Annotated in this window: 16 protein-coding genes; 10 read left to right on the top strand and 6 right to left on the bottom strand. The window is 54.6% G+C overall.

Translation table 11 applies throughout. The features are described 5' to 3' along the window. The first annotated feature begins 293 nt into the window (after positions 1-293). Both TH3_RS19535 and TH3_RS19530 read left to right on the top strand, forming a co-directional pair. The gene (locus tag TH3_RS19535) at positions 294-926 is read left to right on the top strand and encodes a LysE family translocator (protein ID WP_007088664.1); all 633 of its coding nucleotides are present in this window, start codon (positions 294-296) and stop codon (positions 924-926) included. Between the two features lie 72 nt (positions 927-998). Beyond that, the gene (locus TH3_RS19530) at positions 999-2,273 is read left to right on the top strand and encodes a CynX/NimT family MFS transporter (protein ID WP_007088665.1); all 1,275 of its coding nucleotides are present in this window, start codon (positions 999-1,001) and stop codon (positions 2,271-2,273) included. A gap of 35 nt (positions 2,274-2,308) precedes the next feature. Here TH3_RS19530 and TH3_RS22515 read toward each other — a convergent pair whose 3' ends face one another. Both TH3_RS22515 and gcvA read right to left on the bottom strand, forming a co-directional pair. Continuing rightward, positions 2,309-4,030 (bottom strand): methyl-accepting chemotaxis protein, encoded by a 1,722-nt coding sequence (locus TH3_RS22515; protein ID WP_007088666.1) that lies wholly within the window; start codon positions 4,028-4,030, stop codon positions 2,309-2,311. A 173-nt stretch (positions 4,031-4,203) separates the two neighbouring features. Further along, on the bottom strand, positions 4,204-5,121 hold the full coding sequence (gene gcvA / locus TH3_RS19520; protein ID WP_007088667.1) for a transcriptional regulator GcvA: 918 nt from the start codon (positions 5,119-5,121) through the stop codon (positions 4,204-4,206). 179 nt (positions 5,122-5,300) lie between these two features. On the opposite strand from gcvA, the gene TH3_RS19515 reads away from it, so the two are divergent. The 6 genes from TH3_RS19515 to TH3_RS19490 all read left to right on the top strand — a co-directional run bounded on the left by TH3_RS19515 (position 5,301) and on the right by TH3_RS19490 (position 11,220). Then, on the top strand, positions 5,301-6,362 hold the full coding sequence (locus TH3_RS19515) for a DUF1338 domain-containing protein (protein ID WP_007088668.1): 1,062 nt from the start codon (positions 5,301-5,303) through the stop codon (positions 6,360-6,362). A 77-nt stretch (positions 6,363-6,439) separates the two neighbouring features. Next, positions 6,440-7,627 carry an NAD(P)/FAD-dependent oxidoreductase gene (locus TH3_RS19510; protein ID WP_007088669.1) on the top strand — a complete coding sequence of 396 codons (1,188 nt, stop codon included), beginning with the start codon at positions 6,440-6,442 and terminating at the stop codon, positions 7,625-7,627. Positions 7,628-7,689: 62 nt separating this feature from the next. Further along, a complete protein-coding gene (locus TH3_RS19505; RefSeq protein WP_007088670.1) occupies positions 7,690-9,033 on the top strand; it encodes an aspartate aminotransferase family protein in 1,344 nt (447 codons plus the stop codon). A 34-nt stretch (positions 9,034-9,067) separates the two neighbouring features. Further along, on the top strand, positions 9,068-10,567 hold the full coding sequence (gene amaB, locus TH3_RS19500; protein ID WP_007088671.1) for an L-piperidine-6-carboxylate dehydrogenase: 1,500 nt from the start codon (positions 9,068-9,070) through the stop codon (positions 10,565-10,567). A gap of 114 nt (positions 10,568-10,681) precedes the next feature. Continuing rightward, on the top strand, positions 10,682-10,939 hold the full coding sequence (locus TH3_RS19495; protein WP_007088672.1) for a CopG family ribbon-helix-helix protein: 258 nt from the start codon (positions 10,682-10,684) through the stop codon (positions 10,937-10,939). Then, positions 10,936-11,220 (top strand): type II toxin-antitoxin system RelE/ParE family toxin, encoded by a 285-nt coding sequence (locus TH3_RS19490; RefSeq protein WP_007088673.1) that lies wholly within the window; start codon positions 10,936-10,938, stop codon positions 11,218-11,220. The genes TH3_RS19495 and TH3_RS19490 overlap by 4 nt, the downstream gene beginning before the upstream one ends. Before the next feature lie 186 nt (positions 11,221-11,406). On the opposite strand, the gene TH3_RS19485 is transcribed toward TH3_RS19490, so the two are convergent. The 4 genes from TH3_RS19485 to TH3_RS19465 all read right to left on the bottom strand — a co-directional run bounded on the left by TH3_RS19485 (position 11,407) and on the right by TH3_RS19465 (position 16,331). After that, positions 11,407-12,312: an LAPAL motif-containing putative phage structural protein gene (locus TH3_RS19485; protein WP_007088674.1), complete on the bottom strand. Its 906-nt coding sequence runs from the start codon at positions 12,310-12,312 to the stop codon at positions 11,407-11,409. A gap of 160 nt (positions 12,313-12,472) precedes the next feature. Beyond that, positions 12,473-13,078, bottom strand: a complete 606-nt coding sequence (locus TH3_RS19480) for a superoxide dismutase (RefSeq protein ID WP_007088675.1) — start codon at positions 13,076-13,078, stop codon at positions 12,473-12,475. A gap of 381 nt (positions 13,079-13,459) precedes the next feature. Further along, complete coding sequence (locus TH3_RS19470) at positions 13,460-13,765, bottom strand: hypothetical protein (protein WP_051682147.1); 306 nt, start codon at positions 13,763-13,765, stop codon at positions 13,460-13,462. Between the two features lie 187 nt (positions 13,766-13,952). Next, entirely contained in the window at positions 13,953-16,331 is a 2,379-nt protein-coding gene (locus TH3_RS19465) for a Tex family protein (protein WP_007088678.1), read from the bottom strand. Between TH3_RS19465 and TH3_RS23120 the strand changes: the two genes are divergently transcribed. Both TH3_RS23120 and TH3_RS23370 read left to right on the top strand, forming a co-directional pair. Further along, positions 16,330-16,503 carry a hypothetical protein gene (locus TH3_RS23120; protein ID WP_167710591.1) on the top strand — a complete coding sequence of 58 codons (174 nt, stop codon included), beginning with the start codon at positions 16,330-16,332 and terminating at the stop codon, positions 16,501-16,503. The two genes, TH3_RS19465 and TH3_RS23120, sit on opposite strands and share 2 nt — an antisense overlap. Positions 16,504-16,579: 76 nt before the next feature. Beyond that, complete coding sequence (locus TH3_RS23370) at positions 16,580-16,840, top strand: DUF1674 domain-containing protein (protein ID WP_007088679.1); 261 nt, start codon at positions 16,580-16,582, stop codon at positions 16,838-16,840. Positions 16,841-16,905: the final 65 nt, after the last annotated feature.

Raw genomic sequence — 16,905 nt, 5'->3', positions numbered from 1 at the left:
TCGTGTCCTTCCCATTTTGTTTTATCGTGGTGGCATTCCGGGAAATGGATACGCCGCCGATCAGACAGTCTGATCGGGCAATAAGGAAGGCATCGGGCGGCTTTAAGGAGAGAGTGCGGCAGATAAGGTAAGAAAAAGGCATCGGGGAATGCCTTGATTCAGAACGCGTTTTCGCCTGTGATTGATGCGATTTTGAAACATCATTTGCGTTGAAACGGTTCAGACATCCCGCTAGCTTGATGGCGCGGCATTAGGCGCGATAACAAAATCTCAGAAAGACCAAGGGAAACGTCATGACATTTGCGGCCTGGTTGTCCGTTGCGACAATCTGCATCCTTGGCGCGATGACGCCCGGCCCCAGTCTGGCCGTTGTTTTGCGATATTCCGTCGGGCAATCACGTCAGGCGGGGTTTGCCTGTGCGGTGGCCCATGGATTGGGCGTCGGTTTTTATGCCGTCATCACCATGACCGGCCTTGGCATACTTTTCCAGACGGTTCCGGCATTTCGCAATATCGTCAGCGTTCTTGGCGCACTTTATCTGATCTATCTGGCGATCAAGGCCTGGCGTGCGGCAGGGTCAGGCGCACGGTTCGAATCTGATCAGAGTGGGCAGGTTGCAGATACAATGACGCAGGCGGCCCGCGATGGTTTCATGATCGCGTTTCTGAACCCGAAGATTGCGCTGTTTTTCCTGGCCCTGTTCAGTCAGTTCGTGTCCCCGGAATTTGAATGGGGCGGTAAATTCCTGCTGGCTTTCACCGCGGCGGGGATTGATGCCGCCTGGTACTGCCTTGTTGCTGTCGGCTTGTCGCATGGCGCGGTTTTGCCATGGCTGCGCGCACATTCGATGTGGATCGAACGCATCATCGCGATATTGTTTGTCGTGATTGCGATGCGTGTTCTGATTGGCATTCTGCCGGTTTGATCGATCTTTCTTCTGCATGAATAACAAAGTTACTCAGGCTTTCCCCGCCACCACACTCGCCGGAGTATTCCGATGACCCAAAATCAGGGCGGTGTTGCACCGTCTGAAGCTTCGCCCGCTGTGTCCCCAACGCAGCAGGATGGAAACACGCGATCAGCCGATCCTGCGGCACGCGGATTTCGCCATCTTGGTCCGCATATCGGCTTTCTGCTGGCGCTTTTGCTTTTGGCAGCGAACATGCGCGGCAGTATCGTTGCCATGGGGCCGCTTGCCGAGATTGTCGGTCTTGATCTGCAGCTTTCGGGCGTGCAGCTTGGGCTGTTGACGACCATACCGGTTCTTAGTTTCGGTGTGTTATCGATCTTTGCGCCGCGCCTTGGCCAGCGGTTCGGGTTGGAGGCAACCCTTCTGACCATGTTGCTGTTTATTGCGGTGGGGCAGGGACTTCGCGCGACCGGCAGTTATGGCATCATGATTGTTGGCACGATCATTCTGGGGTCGGCGATTGCCGTTTTAAACGTGCTGACCCCGTCGCTGGTGCGGCGCAGTTTCCCGACCCGTGTTGCTTTGATTACAGCGCTTTACACCTTTACGATGTCAACGGGTGCGACTGTTGCGGCATTCGTTGCAATTCCGATACGAAGTGCGGCGGATGGTGATTGGCGCTATTCATTGGGGATCTGGGCGGTGTTTGCCGCCCTTGCCTTCCTGTTGTGGTTGCCAATGTTGCGTTATCGACATAAGGGCCCAGCACCCGTTTCTGTCACACAGGTTTCCCTGTGGAAAAATGCCGAGGCATGGTGGCTTGCGCTGTTTTTCGGGTGCCAGTCGCTGATGTTTTATACCGGCACGGCATGGGTCGCGAAGGTCTTCATCGATAGCGGCATTTCCGAGGGGGAGGCCGCAACTTTGCTAACCATCTTTAATGTGTTTGGTATCCCGGCCGCGTTTGCCGCACCGCTGATCTATTCGAAAATCGCCAACAAGAAACTGGCGATGGTCATTTTGCACGTTCCGTTGATGATCGGCATTCCGGGGTTTGTTTTTGCCACGACCGAGCTTCCCTATCTTTGGGCGTTCTGCATGGGGCTTGGGCAGGGGGCGATGATCAGCATCGCATTGACGCTGGTGGGTATCCGCGGGGCGGACCCGCAAACTTCGGCGCGGTTGTCGGGGATGTGTCAGTCGGTTGGCTATTTGCTGGCCGCGGTCGGTCCGGTTTTGTTTGGAGCCCTGCATGACCTGCTTGGCAACTGGGAGGCGGCCTTGTCCTTCCTGTTCGTGATTGTGTGCATTCAGATGATTGCAGCCCTTCGTGCGGGATCTGCCAGCAAGATCGGTGGATAAGGTTTCAAGCTGTTCGGGTCTTTTTACGTGGCCGGCTATTCGGCGGCTTCGGCGAGTGGTGTGATATTGCGCGCTTCGTTTGCCAGTTGATCGAGTTTCTGCAGGACTTCACGGGTCGCAGTTTCCATGCGGGCGAAGGCCGTTTCCGCGGCAATAATATCGCGGTTCCTGAAGGCCGTGATTGCCGCATGACCGGCTTCGTGTTGTGCCAGATGCGGTGCCCGGATCGCGTCGAAAGACGGCAGATGGCGGAACGGTTTTGATGCCGGGCTGTCATACCATTTGCCAAACCGGCAGGTTTTGGCATCGCCCATCTGGATATCGGCACTGCTGCCCAGTCCGGCGAGCAATTCGGCAACGGATTTGAAGAACACGGCATGTTCGGCGCGGGCACTTCGTATGGTGCGGTTCGGAATTTCATACTGAACCAGTTCGGAAACCTGTGTTTCGATCAGGCCTTCGACCTGACCGATAACACCAATGGCCGAGCGGATTGCCGCAACCTGCCCGCCGGTTTGCCCGGCGATACCGGTAATGCCATCGCGGACGGCATCGGTTGCCTTGTTCTGTTCATCAAGGATGGTTGAAATATCGGCAATGCGGCGTGTGGTGTCTTCCATCTTGCTGCCGATATCCCCCATTTCGCGGGCAACATCATTCATCACATTCTGCCCGCGTGATACGGCATCATTGCCGCGTGCCATGGCATCGACGATGCCCTGTGTTTCGCCTTGCAGGTTGACGATGCGGCTGCGGATTTCCTCGGTCGCGCGTGCGGTCTGCTGGCTAAGGGCCTTGACCTCGCCCGCGACGACGGCAAAACCCTTGCCCGCTTCGCCCGCGCGGGCGGCCTCGATTGTAGCGTTGAGCGCCAGAAGGTTGGTTTCGGCGGCAATTGCTTCGATGGAGGCGACGATCTCGCCGATTTTTTCCGATGCCTCGGCCAGGGCATCGACCCGGCCGGATGCGTCCGACACCGCATGTGCGATGTCATCCATGCTGCCGACAGCTTCCTTGACGGTTTGCTGGCCGTTGCGGGTGGCGGTGATGGCATCGGTCGCGTTATCGGCAGCAGCGCGGCCATTTTCGGCGATGTGACTGATGCCCGAGACCATCTGATCAATAGCGGCCGAAATCGATTGCGCCTTGCGGTCGACATCCTCGATCACATTCATCATGCGGGCATTTGATACGGCACTTTGATTGATTGCGACGGACAAATCCATCGTGCGATCAAGCTGCTGATCGGCGAAGGCATTTTCCGATGCGTTGTGGCGTTTGACAGCACTGGCATCGCAATAGGCGGTCAGCGTCAGTTCGATATCGAGCAGCATGACCGAGGTGAGCGAGGTGACGATGTTTGCCGCCTGACCGGCGTTCCAGCGAAAGCGGGTTATGATGGCCTCGATCAGGGCATCGGTGATCGCATTGTAGGTCGCGATATAAAGTTTTGGGGTAATGCCGTGGGTTTCGTGGGTCTGGCCGATCCGGTTGGCCTGCTTGACGAAATCTTCGTCGATCTTGCCATCAAACAATTGGGTCCAGTGGTTTTGAAGCGTTTTTATCAGGGATGTAATGGTGGCGTTTGAAAGGGGATCGGATTTCAGATCTTCGCTTTGGCTGATGGTCCGGTAAAATGTCTCGGCGCGTTGGGCCGATTTATCGTGGATCAGTCCTGATGCCTTGCGAAGGGCACCAAATGTTTCCGGCAGGATGTTGTAAATCGCCAGACGGTTTTCCAGTTGTGACACAACCATTTCCCTATACCCCAGTCATTCCCCGAAGGGCCACCCCTGTCTGAACATCCTGCAACGGATGCCCCGGCCTGACCGCCTGAATGGCGGCTCTTATACATATGGATGGGAACTTTAGGGGGCGTGAATTCAATCGGCAATAAAATTCGTTGTCGGGATATATCCGTTGAAGAATGTCATGCGGCGTTTGATTGTGCTGATTCCGACCTGCATGTCGCGATGATCCAGTCGCGGAAGGCGCGAACCGCAAAGTTGTTTTCCTTTTCTTCGGGATAAACAACGTAATAGGCATGCCGGTTGGGGATCGATACGTCAAACGGGGCGACAAGCCGCCCGTTATCAAGTTCTTCGCGCACCAGAAATTCCGGCAGAAGAGCCAGCCCCAATCCGGCAACAGCGGCCTGGATGACCATATGGAAATGTTCAAACCTGGGACCGGCCAGTTCATCCACAACCGCAACGCCGGTTGCCGCCAGCCAGTCCTGCCAGGCGCGGGGACGGGTGGAATGTTGCAACAGGGTGCAATTGCGGACCCGTTCACGTGCAATCGGCAGATCGTCATTTTCCTTAAGGATTTTGGGCGCGCAAACCGCAATCAGGGTTTCGCCCATCAGGCGGTGAAACACGCAGCCGGGCATGTTGTCCTCGCCAAAATGGATGGCGATATCGATGCCTTCGCGGGTGAAGTTGAATTCGCGGGTCTGGGTGATCAGGTTAAGCTGGATATCGGGCCACGTGGTTTTGAAATCCCCCAGTCGCGGCACCAGCCAGCGTGCGCCAAAGGTCGGCAATGTCCCGACATTCAGCATCCCGCCCGCATCGGAATAGGCCATGACCTGCAAGGTTGCGGCTTCTGCCCGGTCGAGAAGGTCGCGCACCTGTGCGGCATAGGCTTCGCCCGCCGCCGTCAGTTTCAGGCGTTTTTTCACCCGACGAAAAAGATCCCGGCCCAGATATTCCTCAAGTGCGCGGATCTGGCGGCTGATCGCGCTTTGCGTCACGTTCAGTTCCTCTGCCGCACGGGTAAAGCTGAGATGCCGGGCGGAGCTTTCGAAAAATTGCAGGGCAGTGAGGGACGGCAGGACGCGACGCATATGTTTTGATCCCAAAGTTCATTACCAAATGGAATGATATGGTGCGAATATATCGTTTGTTAGATTTCCTGCCAAGTCTTAGCATTTCAATGGTTCGGAACCCCTCGTGCCACCACATGATCCTTCCGGACAGTAAAATTGATCGGGTAATTGATAATATTACGGAAGGAGAGGCAGAAATGCCCCAGCCAGTTAAATCCCCGCTAGACAGCCAGCTTGGCGCGGTGCTTAAGGCCGTTATTGGCGAGACAAAGGCCGATTATCTGTTTCGGATGATTGATGTGAATGACCGGCTTTTGGCCGATCCTGCGAATGAGGCCGGAAAAGTCAGCCGCCTGACGATGGCGCAGGCGCTTAACATGATCCTGTTTGATGGTCTGCTGGAAGCCGTTCCCGAAGGCAAAGCCTATTCCGAGGATAAGCTGGCGGCGGGCGAGCCGATCATTTTCGATCATGGTGCCATTCGTACCGTCGATGGCCCCGCAACCGGCGCATTGCCGCGCGGTCATGTTGCCATGGCACGCATCCTGGCCCCGCTTGGGTTCGATATTGCCGGTGTTTATCCGCTGTCGCGTTTGAAAATGACGGGTCGGGCATTTTGTCATGCAGATGAACCGGAACTGATCGCGCAGTTCTTTGTGTCCGAGCTTCATGTCGAAGAATTCAGCCCCGCCTTTCAGCAGGCGGTTGCCAATACGGTTGGCAAATCGGTTGATCCGCTGTCGCCCGGTGCCAAGGTCCTGCTGGATCAACTGGCTGCTAACGGCAATATCGGCTTTGCCGATGCGACCAAGCTTCTGCCGGTTCTGGTCAAATGTTTCGGCGCGCAGCACGGCCCGGTAGCCGAGGCCGATTATGAGGTCCTGTTGGCTGAATCCGCCGAAATGGCGTGGATTTCGACCGAAGGCAATGCGTTCAACCATGCAACGGATCGGGTTGACGATATCGAGGCGGTCGCCGACGAACAGCGTGCCAAAGGCCGCCCGATGAAGGAGAAGGTCGAGATTTCCAGCACCGGATCGGTGCGTCAGACCGCGTTCAAGGCAACCCGTGTTCTGCGTCAGATGCGTGATGCCAATGGCGATCTGGTGACCCGCGATGTGCCCGGTTCCTTTTATGAATTCATCAGCCGTGATCACGTGCGTGACGAGACGACCGGGGAGCAAAAACTGGATCTTCGATTTGACAGCAGCAATGCACAGGGCATCTTTAAGATGACCGCCGGAAGCAAGGCGGCATAAGGAAGCAAAAAGACCGGAATGCCGGAACGGATTGTACCGTTCCGGTTTCAAAACATTCTATCGGGTGGCAGGCGATCATGGGTTCAGTGGACGAAAATTATGATGTCATCATTGTTGGCGGGGCAGTTATCGGAAGCTCCGCCGCGTGGTTTTTGACCGGCCGGGATGATTTCAAGGGCCGGGTTCTGGTCATTGAAAAAGACCCGAATTATGAATTCTGTTCGACAACCCTGTCGGCGGCATCGATCCGTCAGCAGTTTTCGACCCCGATCAATATTGAAATGTCGGGTTTTGGCATTGAATTCCTGCGCAACCTGAAACGCGATCTTGATCCCGAAGTTGATATTTCCTTCCATGAAAAGGGCTATCTGGTTCTGGCGACCGAGTCCGGCCGCGATATCCTGCGACAGAATCACGCAACCCAGACCAAATTGGGGGCTGATATCGTCTGGATGGAGCCCGATGAACTGGCCGCCAAATATCCGTGGATGAACACATCCGATCTGGCGGCTGCCTGCTGGGGCCGCACCGGGGAAGGCTGGTTTGATGCCTATTCCCTGATGCAATCCTTCCGCAAACAGGCCCGCCGCCAAGGGGCTGATTATATCGACGGCGAAGTTGTCGAAGTCCTGCGCGATGGCAATCAGATCACTGGTGTGGTTCTGAAAGACGGGCGGCGGTTTGGCTGCGGGGCGCTGATTAATGCAGCGGGAACCGGTGGGTCAAAAGTTGCCCGCATGGCGGGGCTTGAAATCCCGGTGGAGCCGCGCAAACGGTGCATCTTTGTGTTTGATTGCCGGGATGCGGCCGACATTAACGCGGCCTGTCCGATGCTGATTGATCCAAGTGGCCTTTATGTCCGTCCCGAAGGTGATCTTTTCATTACCGGGATTGCGCCGCCTGCGGATCGTGACCCGGAATGCTGGGACTTTGACGTCGATTACAGCCTGTTTGACGATATCATCTGGCCGGGTCTGTACGAGCGTTGCGAACGGTTCGAGGCGATCAAGATGGTCAATGCCTGGGCCGGGCATTATTCCTATAACCTGCTTGATCAGAACGCGATCATTGGTCCGCATCCAGAGGTAAAGAACTTCTTCTTTGCCAATGGATTTTCGGGCCATGGATTGCAGCAAAGCCCGGCAGTTGGCCGTGGTCTTTCGGAACTGATCGTCGCAGGCCATTACCAGACACTTGATATGTCGGTGTTCGGATATGAGCGTATCCGCGACAATGCCCCGGTTCTGGAACTGAACGTGATTTAAATCGGTTTCGAAACGAATATTCGAGATCACTATCTTAACGATGAAAGCCGGAGCAACCCCACATGCCCCGTGACGATATGACAAACCAGACGCCTGATGCCGTGATGGACGCTGCCACCGTCACGGCACGCCAGAAACACAGTGTTTCAAATGGTATTCGTACTCTGCACCCGATTTATCTCGACCGGGCGCTTAATGCCGAAGCCTGGGATATTGATGGCAATCGTTATATCGATTTCATCGGCGGGATCGGGGTGCTGAATACCGGGCATCGCAATCCGGTCGTCATGGCCCGTGTGGCGGACCAGTGCGAACGTTTTACCCATTCGTGCTTTAACGCGTTGCCTCATGAACCTTATGTCGCGGTAACCGATTGGCTGGCGCAAAACTGCCCGATCGAAGGTCCGGCAAAATCGATGCTGACCAATTCCGGGGCCGAGGCGATGGAAAATACCCTGAAACTTGCCCGTGCCTTTACCGGCCGGACGGGGGTTATCGCTTTCGAAGGCGCGTTTCATGGCCGGACCCTTGCGACCCTTGCGCTGACGGGTAAAACCAAACCCTACAAGACCGGATTGGGGCCGCTTCCGGGGCCGGTTTACCATTTGCCATATCCCTGCCGTGAAACCGGTGTATCGGTGGCCGATGCAATGGATGCCATCGCCAGATTGTTTGCCGTATCAGTTGACCCCGGAAGCATCGGTGCCGTGGTGATCGAACCTGTACAGGGCGAGGGCGGTTTTCGGGCGTGCGACGCGGAATTTCTTGTCGAACTGCGCCGTCTTTGCGATGCCAATGGCATGGTTCTGATCGCCGATGAAATCCAGTCGGGCTTTGGCCGGACGGGTAAGATGTTTGCCATCGAGCATGCCAATGTCTGCCCCGACATCGTCGTAATGGGCAAGGGCATTGGTGGTGGTTTTCCGCTGGCTGCGATCACGGGGGCGGAGGATGTGATGAATGCCCTGATGCCCGGTGGCCTGGGCGGGACTTATTCCGGCAATCCGGTGGCCTGTGCGGCGGCGACCGGTGTGTTTGAAGTACTGGAAAAAGACGATATTTTGCACCGTTCCAGGCAGCTTGGCGAAAAATATGCCACCCATATTGCCTGGCTGCGTGATTTGCCCGGTGGGCATGTGATCGGTGCGATGCGCGGTATTGGTGCGATGCGTGCCTTTGAACTGATTGCAGATGACGGCACCCCGTCGCCAAAACGACTGCAAACATTATTGCAACTGGCCCGTGCGAGCGGGCTATTGTTGATGCCAAGTGGTGAACACGCCAATGTGGTGCGCCTTCTGGCCCCGCTGACCATTCCGTTCGAACAGGTCGATGAAGCCTTTGCCATCATCGGCAAGGTGTTGCCAAAACTGGCAGCGGTGTCGGATGCGGATGACCGGTCGTGATTGCCGTAAAATTCAAAAAGAAGGGAGCTTAACCGTGAGTTTCAAAAACATTCTGACCGAACTGGGCCTGTCCGAGGCCGAGATTTCCAATGGTACGCTTAAGGTTCAGACCCCGGTTGACGGTTCTGAAATCGCGGCTGTTGCCGAGACCGACCCGTCGGAAATGAACGACATCATTGCGCGTTCGAAAAAGGCATTTGCCCAGTGGCGTCAGGTGCCCGGCCCGCGTCGCGGTGAACTGGCCCGTCTTCTGGGCGAAGAACTGCGCGCGGCCAAGGAACCGCTGGGGCGTCTGGTGTCGCTTGAATGCGGCAAGATCTATCAGGAAGGTCTTGGCGAAGTTCAGGAAATGATCGATATCTGCGATTTCGCCGTCGGCCTGTCCCGTCAGCTTTACGGTTTGACCATCGCGTCCGAACGTCCGGGCCATAAAATGATGGAAAACTGGCATCCGTTGGGTGTTGTTGGTGTTATTTCGGCGTTTAACTTCCCGGTTGCCGTCTGGTCATGGAACACAGCCCTTGCATTGGTTTGCGGGAACTCGGTGATCTGGAAACCGTCGGAAAAAACCCCGGTTGTGGCGCTTGCCTGCCAGAAAATCTTTGAAAAGGCATTGGCGAAATTCGGTGATGCGCCGGAAGGTCTGCATCAGGTGGTGATCGGTGATCGCCGCATTGGCGAAGCCCTTACCGACAGCCATGATGTCGCACTTGTTTCGGCAACCGGTTCAACCCGTATGGGCCGCGAAGTTGCACCGCGTGTGGCGGAACGTTTTGGCCGGACCATCCTGGAACTGGGTGGCAACAATGCGATGATTGTTACCCCGTCTGCCGATCTTGATATGACCGTGCGCGCGGTTGTCTTCTCGGCGGTTGGGACATGTGGTCAGCGTTGCACATCCTTGCGTCGCGTGATTGTCCATAAGGACGTCAAAGACGAATTGCTGCCGAAAATCGTTGCTGCCTACAAGTCTGTCAAAATCGGTGATCCGCTTGCCGATGGCACGCTTGTTGGCCCGCTGATTGACGAGGACAGCTTTAACAACATGCAGACCGCGCTTTCCAATGCCAAGAAAGACGGCGGTACGGTCCATGGTGGTGAACGCGTGTTGGCCGATCAGTATCCGAATGCCTATTACGTCACCCCGGCGGTTGTTGAAATGCCGTCCCAGACCGAAACCGTGCGCCACGAGACCTTTGCACCGATCCTGTATGTCATGACCTATGAAACGCTTGAAGAAGCCATTGCGCTTCAGAACGGTGTGCCACAGGGCCTGTCATCCTGCATCTTCTCGACCGATCTGCGTGAAACCGAACTGTTCCTGTCTGCTGTTGGTTCGGATTGCGGTATTGCCAACGTCAATATCGGCCCGTCGGGTGCGGAAATCGGCGGTGCGTTTGGTGGCGAAAAAGAAACCGGTGGCGGACGTGAATCGGGTTCGGACGCATGGAAAGGCTATATGCGCCGTGCGACCAACACGATCAACTATTCCCGTGAATTGCCGCTGGCGCAGGGGATCAAGTTCGATATCTGATCACGTGTTTGATCGGTTTTGAACATGAAACACCGTCGGGAAACCGGCGGTGTTTTTGTTTGGGTGAAAATGCGATAGAATACGTTGTATGACAAAGCAAACAGGAGTCCGGTCATGAGCAAGGATACAGTGGCGGTACGCGTCGATCCCGATCTGCGCCAACGGTTGGACAAGCTTGCAGATGCCTTTGGTCAGACGCGTTCAAGCATCATCAACGATGCCCTTCGGCAATATGCCGATCATCAGGAATGGCAGGTGAACCTGATTGCCGAGCGTGCCGAAAGTCTCGAAGCAGACAAAGCCGTCCTGATATCGCATGAGGATGTGCTTGCCACGTTTGATCAACGCTTTGCCGATAAAGAAGCTGGATGAAGATCGAATGGGACAGCCGGGCGGTCGAGGATTTACGCGATATTGTTGACTATATTGATGAACGCAATCCAGTCGCAGCACTAAAGACATACCAATTGATTGCCGGGTCGGTTTCCCAACTTGCGACTCACCCGTTTATCGGACGGGTTGGCCGCGTGGCGCGAACCCGCGAGATGATTGTGAACGGCACACCGTATCTTGTGGCCTATTGCCTTGGCGACAACACGGTCACAGTCATTGCCGTCTTGCATGCCGCACGCCGTTGGCCGGATGAGTTCTGATCATCGAGAAGTGATGGCCTTTGCTCGGTTCGAACGGATGGAAAAGCTACACGCGCCGTGCGACCAACACGATCAACTATTGCCGCGAGTTGCCGTTGGCGCAGGGGATTAAGTTCGATATCTGATTACGCGTTTGATCAGCTTTGATATCAAACCCCGTTGGTTTGCCGACGGGTTTTTTTGTATCTAGAGGAAACTACTCTGAAACGGTCTATCATCAAGAACTTCAGAAACCTCGGTAATAATAAAGTTTTCAGATATTAATTCATTATCGAAGCCATACTTCATCTCTACTGAAACTTGGCATCGCAAAGCGTCTCCTGGGCGTACGTCTGTTTCTCGGTTTTGGAAGTTGGACAAGAATTCCTCATCCTCAATTTTCGCAAAAATTGGTTTTCTACCATGGCGAAATTCCCATTTTGAGTTGCCAAGATAGTCCGGTTTTTTGACGGCTAAAATCATAGGGGCGGGAGGAACTCTAATGGTTTCTTTTGTCGCAAGTTCGGCAAGTTTGTCGGCTTCTAGGCGAACGCTCATGTTTATCTCTATCTCGTGATCAGCGTTCTGAAATATCACTCGATCCTTAGGATCAAGTAAATCTTTTGCCGTTTGAATTTGCTTAGCGGCTTCAATTAAGCCGATTGGATCCGGTGGTGAATAGTCCGGCAGATGCCTTACATCTGTTTCTGCGGCCAATTGCTGTAATTGTTTTCTAAGTCCCGGGAGACTGCGCGGAGCTTTGTCATCATCAATCCAAGATAAAACGGCGTACTTTGCGGATAATAAATAGGCTCCGACAATTTTACGCCATTCAAGGTCTCTCAATGATTGATCGTCTGTGGCCTCAAGAGCATTTCTCAGCCAAATTTTCAGAGAACCAACTTCGATGTCCTCAAGAATCATTGCAGGTCTGATGCTAGTATCGATTGATGCGCTCAGAACCTTGTCAAGCTTTTCAAATGCATGAATAAATTCTGTTGCAGCTGAAAAAATACGAGTTGGGGAGCCCTCTCCTTTTTTAAAATCGATATACAGCACAAAGTCAGCATCGGGAGTAGGGGGGGCATATTTGCTCAGAGTTAGCTTAGCCATTCGCAACACCTATCATTGATCGCGAATGTATCCTAAGAGTGATAAATTAATTTGTGAATCAATTTTTGGTGGCATTTTGTCTAGTTACGCTTCCCTTCAAAACGAAAAAGCGACCCAAAAGGGGCCGCTTTTAATCGTTTTTCTGTAGGTTTTGACTAAATTAGCCAGCCTTCGAGAAACGCTCTGCAACATATTCCCAGTTAACCAGGTCGTTGATGAACGCTTTGACATAGTCCGGGCGCGCGTTGCGGTAATCGATGTAGTAGGAGTGTTCCCAGACATCGCAACCGAGCAGCGGGGTCTGACCGTGGACCAGCGGGTTTTCCGCATTCGGGGTTTTGGTTACGACCAGCTTGCCGGATTTATCGAGTGCCAGCCAGCACCAGCCCGAACCGAACTGGGTCACGCCAGCCTGAATGAAGGCTTCCTTGAAGGCATCGACAGAGCCGAAATCTTCAACGATTTTCTTTTCCAGTTCGCCCGGAATGTTGCCGCCGCCATTTTTCTTCATCATCTGCCAGAACTCGATATGGTTCCAGTGCTGGGCAGCGTTGTTGAACAGGCCGGCTTTGGATGCATCGCCATAGGATGCAACAACGATTTCTTCGAGCGACTTGCCTTCAAGGCCGGAACCTTCGAGCAGCTTGTTGCCGTTCACAACATAGGCGTTGTGGTGTTTGTCATGGTGAAACTCAAGGGTTTCAGCCGACATGACCGGTGCAAGCGCGTCATAAGCATAAGGGAGTGCAGGGAGTTCAAGAGCCATGATACATCCTCGACTTTCGTTATTGGTTTGTGCGGTCAGCACAGGGCTTCCGCAACATATCCCCATTACCACCTGCCGTAAAAGTGAAAATCCCATGCAACCTGTTGGAAAACTTGTTGCTATGGATGATCATTGCCTTTTGGCTGGTTCGGAAACGGGCATGATGGAAAACCTCGTGGTCTTAATCCTCGGCCTTTATCTAGGTCAAAGGAAGCAGCGCGCAATGCCTTGGACGGCTTTGCGATATTCCATACCCTTTAAACAAGCTGAGGCGCGCATCGTTCCATGGATGCGAAAATATTTTGAATTCTGCGAATGTCTGCCCGACAGGCTTCTGCTATCGGGCGTCATGTACCCCGAGCCGGATAACCGGTCAGCCTGCTATTCCTTATAAAGGCTGACCATGTTCTGAATATCGGTGCCATTGCGGATCATCACGTCATATTCCCCCTTTTGCAGGCGGGAAATATCGATACGGCACGGAAAAGAGCCGCAATCTTTGTTCAGCGCAATCGATCCGTCCTGAAAGGACAGGATGACTTCGCCTTTCGGCTGATCTGCATGGATGGTGACACTGTCGGTGGTCGCTTTCGGTGCGACGCGGATTGCAGCCAGTGCGGCTGTCGTCACTGTCAAAACTCCGACGAGGGCGATTACAACCGGCTTGCTGCGCAAAGATCTAAACATGTTGTTTCCTCGCGCTTCTTTTTGGTGAAGTAAAGATGCGCGGTGAAGACGGGAAAATGGCGGCGCAAATGCGGCATTTCCGTGCCGAATGTTTCGATTTTCCATCTGTCACAGGTAAAAAGCCCCCTGAACAAAAGGTTAGGGGGCTTTCTACAATCAGATCGTGCGCGAAATTTTTATGAAATCATTACTTTCGGCGTTCCATCGCGGCCTTGAGTGCGGCGGCCATCGCACCACCGTCATTTCCGGCACTGCCTTGATTGTTACGCGGACTGCTTTGATAATTTCCGCCGTGCTGGTTGTTTCGCCCGGTGTTGCCGCGGGCCTGATGGCCGGTATTGCTTTGATTGCCACGGGACTCGGTACGCTTTTCACGGGTGCCTTCATAGTCTGGTGCGGATTTCATCGACAGGCCGATACGTTTGCGCGGGGCGTCCACTTCCATGACGGTAACCGACACGATCTGGCCTGCCTTGACGACTTCACGCGGGTCGGAAACGAATTTGTCGGCCAGTTGTGAAATATGCACCAACCCGTCCTGATGGACACCGATATCCACGAACGCCCCGAAATTGGTGACGTTGGTGACGGTACCTTCAAGCTTCATGCCGGTCTTGAGGTCCTTGATCTCGTTCACGCCGTCGGTGAATTTTGCGGTTTTGAATTCCGGGCGCGGATCGCGGCCGGGTTTATCAAGCTCGGCCAGAATGTCGCGGATCGTCGGAACCCCGAACACATCATCGGCATAGTCATCCGGGCGCAGGGTTTTGATGAAGGGCGAGTCGCCAATCAGCTCTGCCAGCGGTTTGTTGGAACGGGTGCTGATACGTTCCACCAGTTTATAGGCCTCCGGGTGAACGGCCGATGCATCAAGCGGGTTTTCACCGCCGCGGATGCGCAAAAATCCCGCACATTGTTCGAACGCTTTTGGGCCCAGACGTTCGACCTTGCGCAAGTCCGCACGCGACCGGAACGCGCCATTGATATCGCGATAACCGACAATATTGCGCGCCAGTGTTTCCGAAAGTCCGGCAACACGGGTCAGAAGCGGAATAGACGCGGTATTGAGGTCAACACCCACCCCGTTCACGCAATCCTCGACCACGGCATCAAGTGATTTGGCAAGCTTGGTTTCCGATACGTCGTGCTGATACTGCCCGACACCAATGGATTTTGGTTCGATCTTCACCAGTTCCGCCAACGGGTCCTGCAGGCGGCGCGCGATGGATACTGCCCCACGCAGCGACACATCCAGATCGGGGAATTCTTCGGCGGCAAATTGCGATGCGGAATAGATCGATGCACCGGATTCGTTGACGATGACCTTGGTCGCCTTAAGGGCCGGGAAGCGTTTGAGTAACTGACCGGCGAGATCGTCGGTTTCACGCGAATAGGTGCCATTGCCAATCGCGATCAGTTCGATCTTGTGGCGGGCGGCAAGGGCCGCCAGCGTATTCAGCGCGCCTTCGACGTCATTGCGTGGCTGGAACGGGTAAACGGTTGCGGTATCAACCATTTTGCCGGTGGCATCAATCACGGCAACCTTGACACCGGTACGGACCCCCGGATCAAGACCCATGGTGGCCTTTTGCCCGGCAGGTGCGGCAAGCAACAGGTCCTTGAGGTTATCGGCAAAGACCTTGATCGCGTCTTCTTCGGCGCGGTCACGAAGGGTGCCGAACAGGTCAAGTTCGATGGATAGCGACAGTTTGACCCGCCAGGTCCAGCGAACCGTATCCACCAGCCATTTGTCCGCGGCACGGCCACGGTCGGCAATACCGACATGGGCGGAAATCATGATCTCGGCCCGGCCCTGTTCGGTGCGGGGGCGGTCTTCGTCGGCGGCCCCCAGGGTCAGTTTAAGTTGCAGGATGTTTTCATTGCGTCCCCTGAACAGCGCCAGTGCGCGATGTGACGGGCAGGTTTTGATTTTTTCGGAATGTTCGAAATAGTCGGAAAACTTGGCGCCTTCGGTCTGTTTGCCATCGATCACGCTTGCGCTGATTTCACCGTCATTCCACAAAAGATCGCGCAGCTTGGCGACCAGATCGGCGTCCTCGGCAAAGCGTTCCATCAGGATCTGACGGGCACCATCAAGGGCGGCCTTGGTATCTTCGACGCCTTTTTCGGCATCGACATATTTGGCGGCTTCGGTTTCCGGATCAAGGTTCGGATTGCCGTACAGATCATCCGCCAGCGGCTCCAGCCCGGCTTCGCGAGCGATCTGGGCCTTGGTGCGGCGCTTTTTCTTATAGGGCAGGTACAAATCTTCAAGGCGGGTTTTGGTATCTGCCTCGTTGATGGCCTTTTCAAGTTCCGGCGTCAGTTTTTCCTGTTCGCGGATGCTTTCAAGCACGCTTGAACGGCGTTCTTCCAGTTCGGTCAGATAGCGCAGGCGTTCTTCCAGCGTACGAAGTTGGGTATCATCAAGACCGCCGGTTTTTTCTTTGCGGTAGCGCGCAATGAATGGAACGGTGGAGCCCTCATTGAGCATCTCGATGGTGGCAATGACCTGTTCCGGCCGGCATGAAAGTTCTTCGGCGATACGCTGGGGAATTGGACGCATGGTTTCTCCTTGGTTTGCTCGTCTGCCTGAAATAGCGGCTTTCGGGCAGGGGGGAAAGAGCCAGTTTCGGATAAATGGCTGTCTGCATGTTTGGTGGATTTTGTCGTTGAAATCACAAGCTGCTGAAATCGAACGGATTTTGGAAATCCTGCCAGATATTGCTGCCCTATAACTTGCCCCGACGGTGCAGGCGGGCTATTTCTGGGATAGCAGTTCCATCGGGCAGTCCCGACAACCGGAGAATAAGGATGGCCGGAAAGTTCCGCGAGACCGTCATTCACGAGGTGCCAAAAGAAAAGGCCGAACCGAAAACCTCGGAAGAAAAGAATGAAGCCATTGCCGGTGCAGACATGGCGCCTGTTCTGTCACAGGATGCAATCAATGCGCTGGCTGAAGCCAAGGCCGCCAAGGAAGCTGCTGCAAAACAGCGCGAAATCGGCGGGCCCAAAGGCCCCGAGCCGACCCGTTTTGGCGATTGGGAAAACAAGGGTCGCTGCATCGATTTTTGATGTTGCAGCCATTCCCGGAAGTGACTTCAGGTGATCCATATATGAATGGGGTCGGTCATTTTTGC

This window comes from Thalassospira xiamenensis M-5 = DSM 17429, assembly GCF_000300235.2.
In the GTDB taxonomy this organism is placed as follows: domain Bacteria; phylum Pseudomonadota; class Alphaproteobacteria; order Rhodospirillales; family Thalassospiraceae; genus Thalassospira; species Thalassospira xiamenensis.
The sequence above is the reverse complement of the archived record's forward strand: the minus strand, read 5'-3'. Positions and strand labels throughout refer to the sequence as shown.

Excerpts from the sequence above, each read along its gene's own strand:
- TH3_RS19535 (WP_007088664.1), top strand. The coding sequence starts at position 294 with ATGACATTTGCGGCCTGGTTGTCCGTTGCGACAATCTGCATCCTTGGC.
- TH3_RS19530 (WP_007088665.1), top strand. The coding sequence starts at position 999 with ATGACCCAAAATCAGGGCGGTGTTGCACCGTCTGAAGCTTCGCCCGCT.
- TH3_RS22515 (WP_007088666.1), bottom strand. The coding sequence starts at position 4,030 with ATGGTTGTGTCACAACTGGAAAACCGTCTGGCGATTTACAACATCCTG.
- gcvA (WP_007088667.1), bottom strand. The coding sequence starts at position 5,121 with ATGCGTCGCGTCCTGCCGTCCCTCACTGCCCTGCAATTTTTCGAAAGC.
- TH3_RS19515 (WP_007088668.1), top strand. The coding sequence starts at position 5,301 with ATGCCCCAGCCAGTTAAATCCCCGCTAGACAGCCAGCTTGGCGCGGTG.
- TH3_RS19510 (WP_007088669.1), top strand. The coding sequence starts at position 6,440 with ATGGGTTCAGTGGACGAAAATTATGATGTCATCATTGTTGGCGGGGCA.
- TH3_RS19505 (WP_007088670.1), top strand. The coding sequence starts at position 7,690 with ATGCCCCGTGACGATATGACAAACCAGACGCCTGATGCCGTGATGGAC.
- TH3_RS19495 (WP_007088672.1), top strand. The coding sequence starts at position 10,682 with ATGAGCAAGGATACAGTGGCGGTACGCGTCGATCCCGATCTGCGCCAA.
- TH3_RS19490 (WP_007088673.1), top strand. The coding sequence starts at position 10,936 with ATGAAGATCGAATGGGACAGCCGGGCGGTCGAGGATTTACGCGATATT.
- TH3_RS19485 (WP_007088674.1), bottom strand. The coding sequence starts at position 12,312 with ATGGCTAAGCTAACTCTGAGCAAATATGCCCCCCCTACTCCCGATGCT.
- TH3_RS19480 (WP_007088675.1), bottom strand. The coding sequence starts at position 13,078 with ATGGCTCTTGAACTCCCTGCACTCCCTTATGCTTATGACGCGCTTGCA.
- TH3_RS19470 (WP_051682147.1), bottom strand. The coding sequence starts at position 13,765 with ATGTTTAGATCTTTGCGCAGCAAGCCGGTTGTAATCGCCCTCGTCGGA.
- TH3_RS23120 (WP_167710591.1), top strand. The coding sequence starts at position 16,330 with ATGGTTTCTCCTTGGTTTGCTCGTCTGCCTGAAATAGCGGCTTTCGGG.
- TH3_RS19465 (WP_007088678.1), bottom strand. The coding sequence starts at position 16,331 with ATGCGTCCAATTCCCCAGCGTATCGCCGAAGAACTTTCATGCCGGCCG.
- TH3_RS23370 (WP_007088679.1), top strand. The coding sequence starts at position 16,580 with ATGGCCGGAAAGTTCCGCGAGACCGTCATTCACGAGGTGCCAAAAGAA.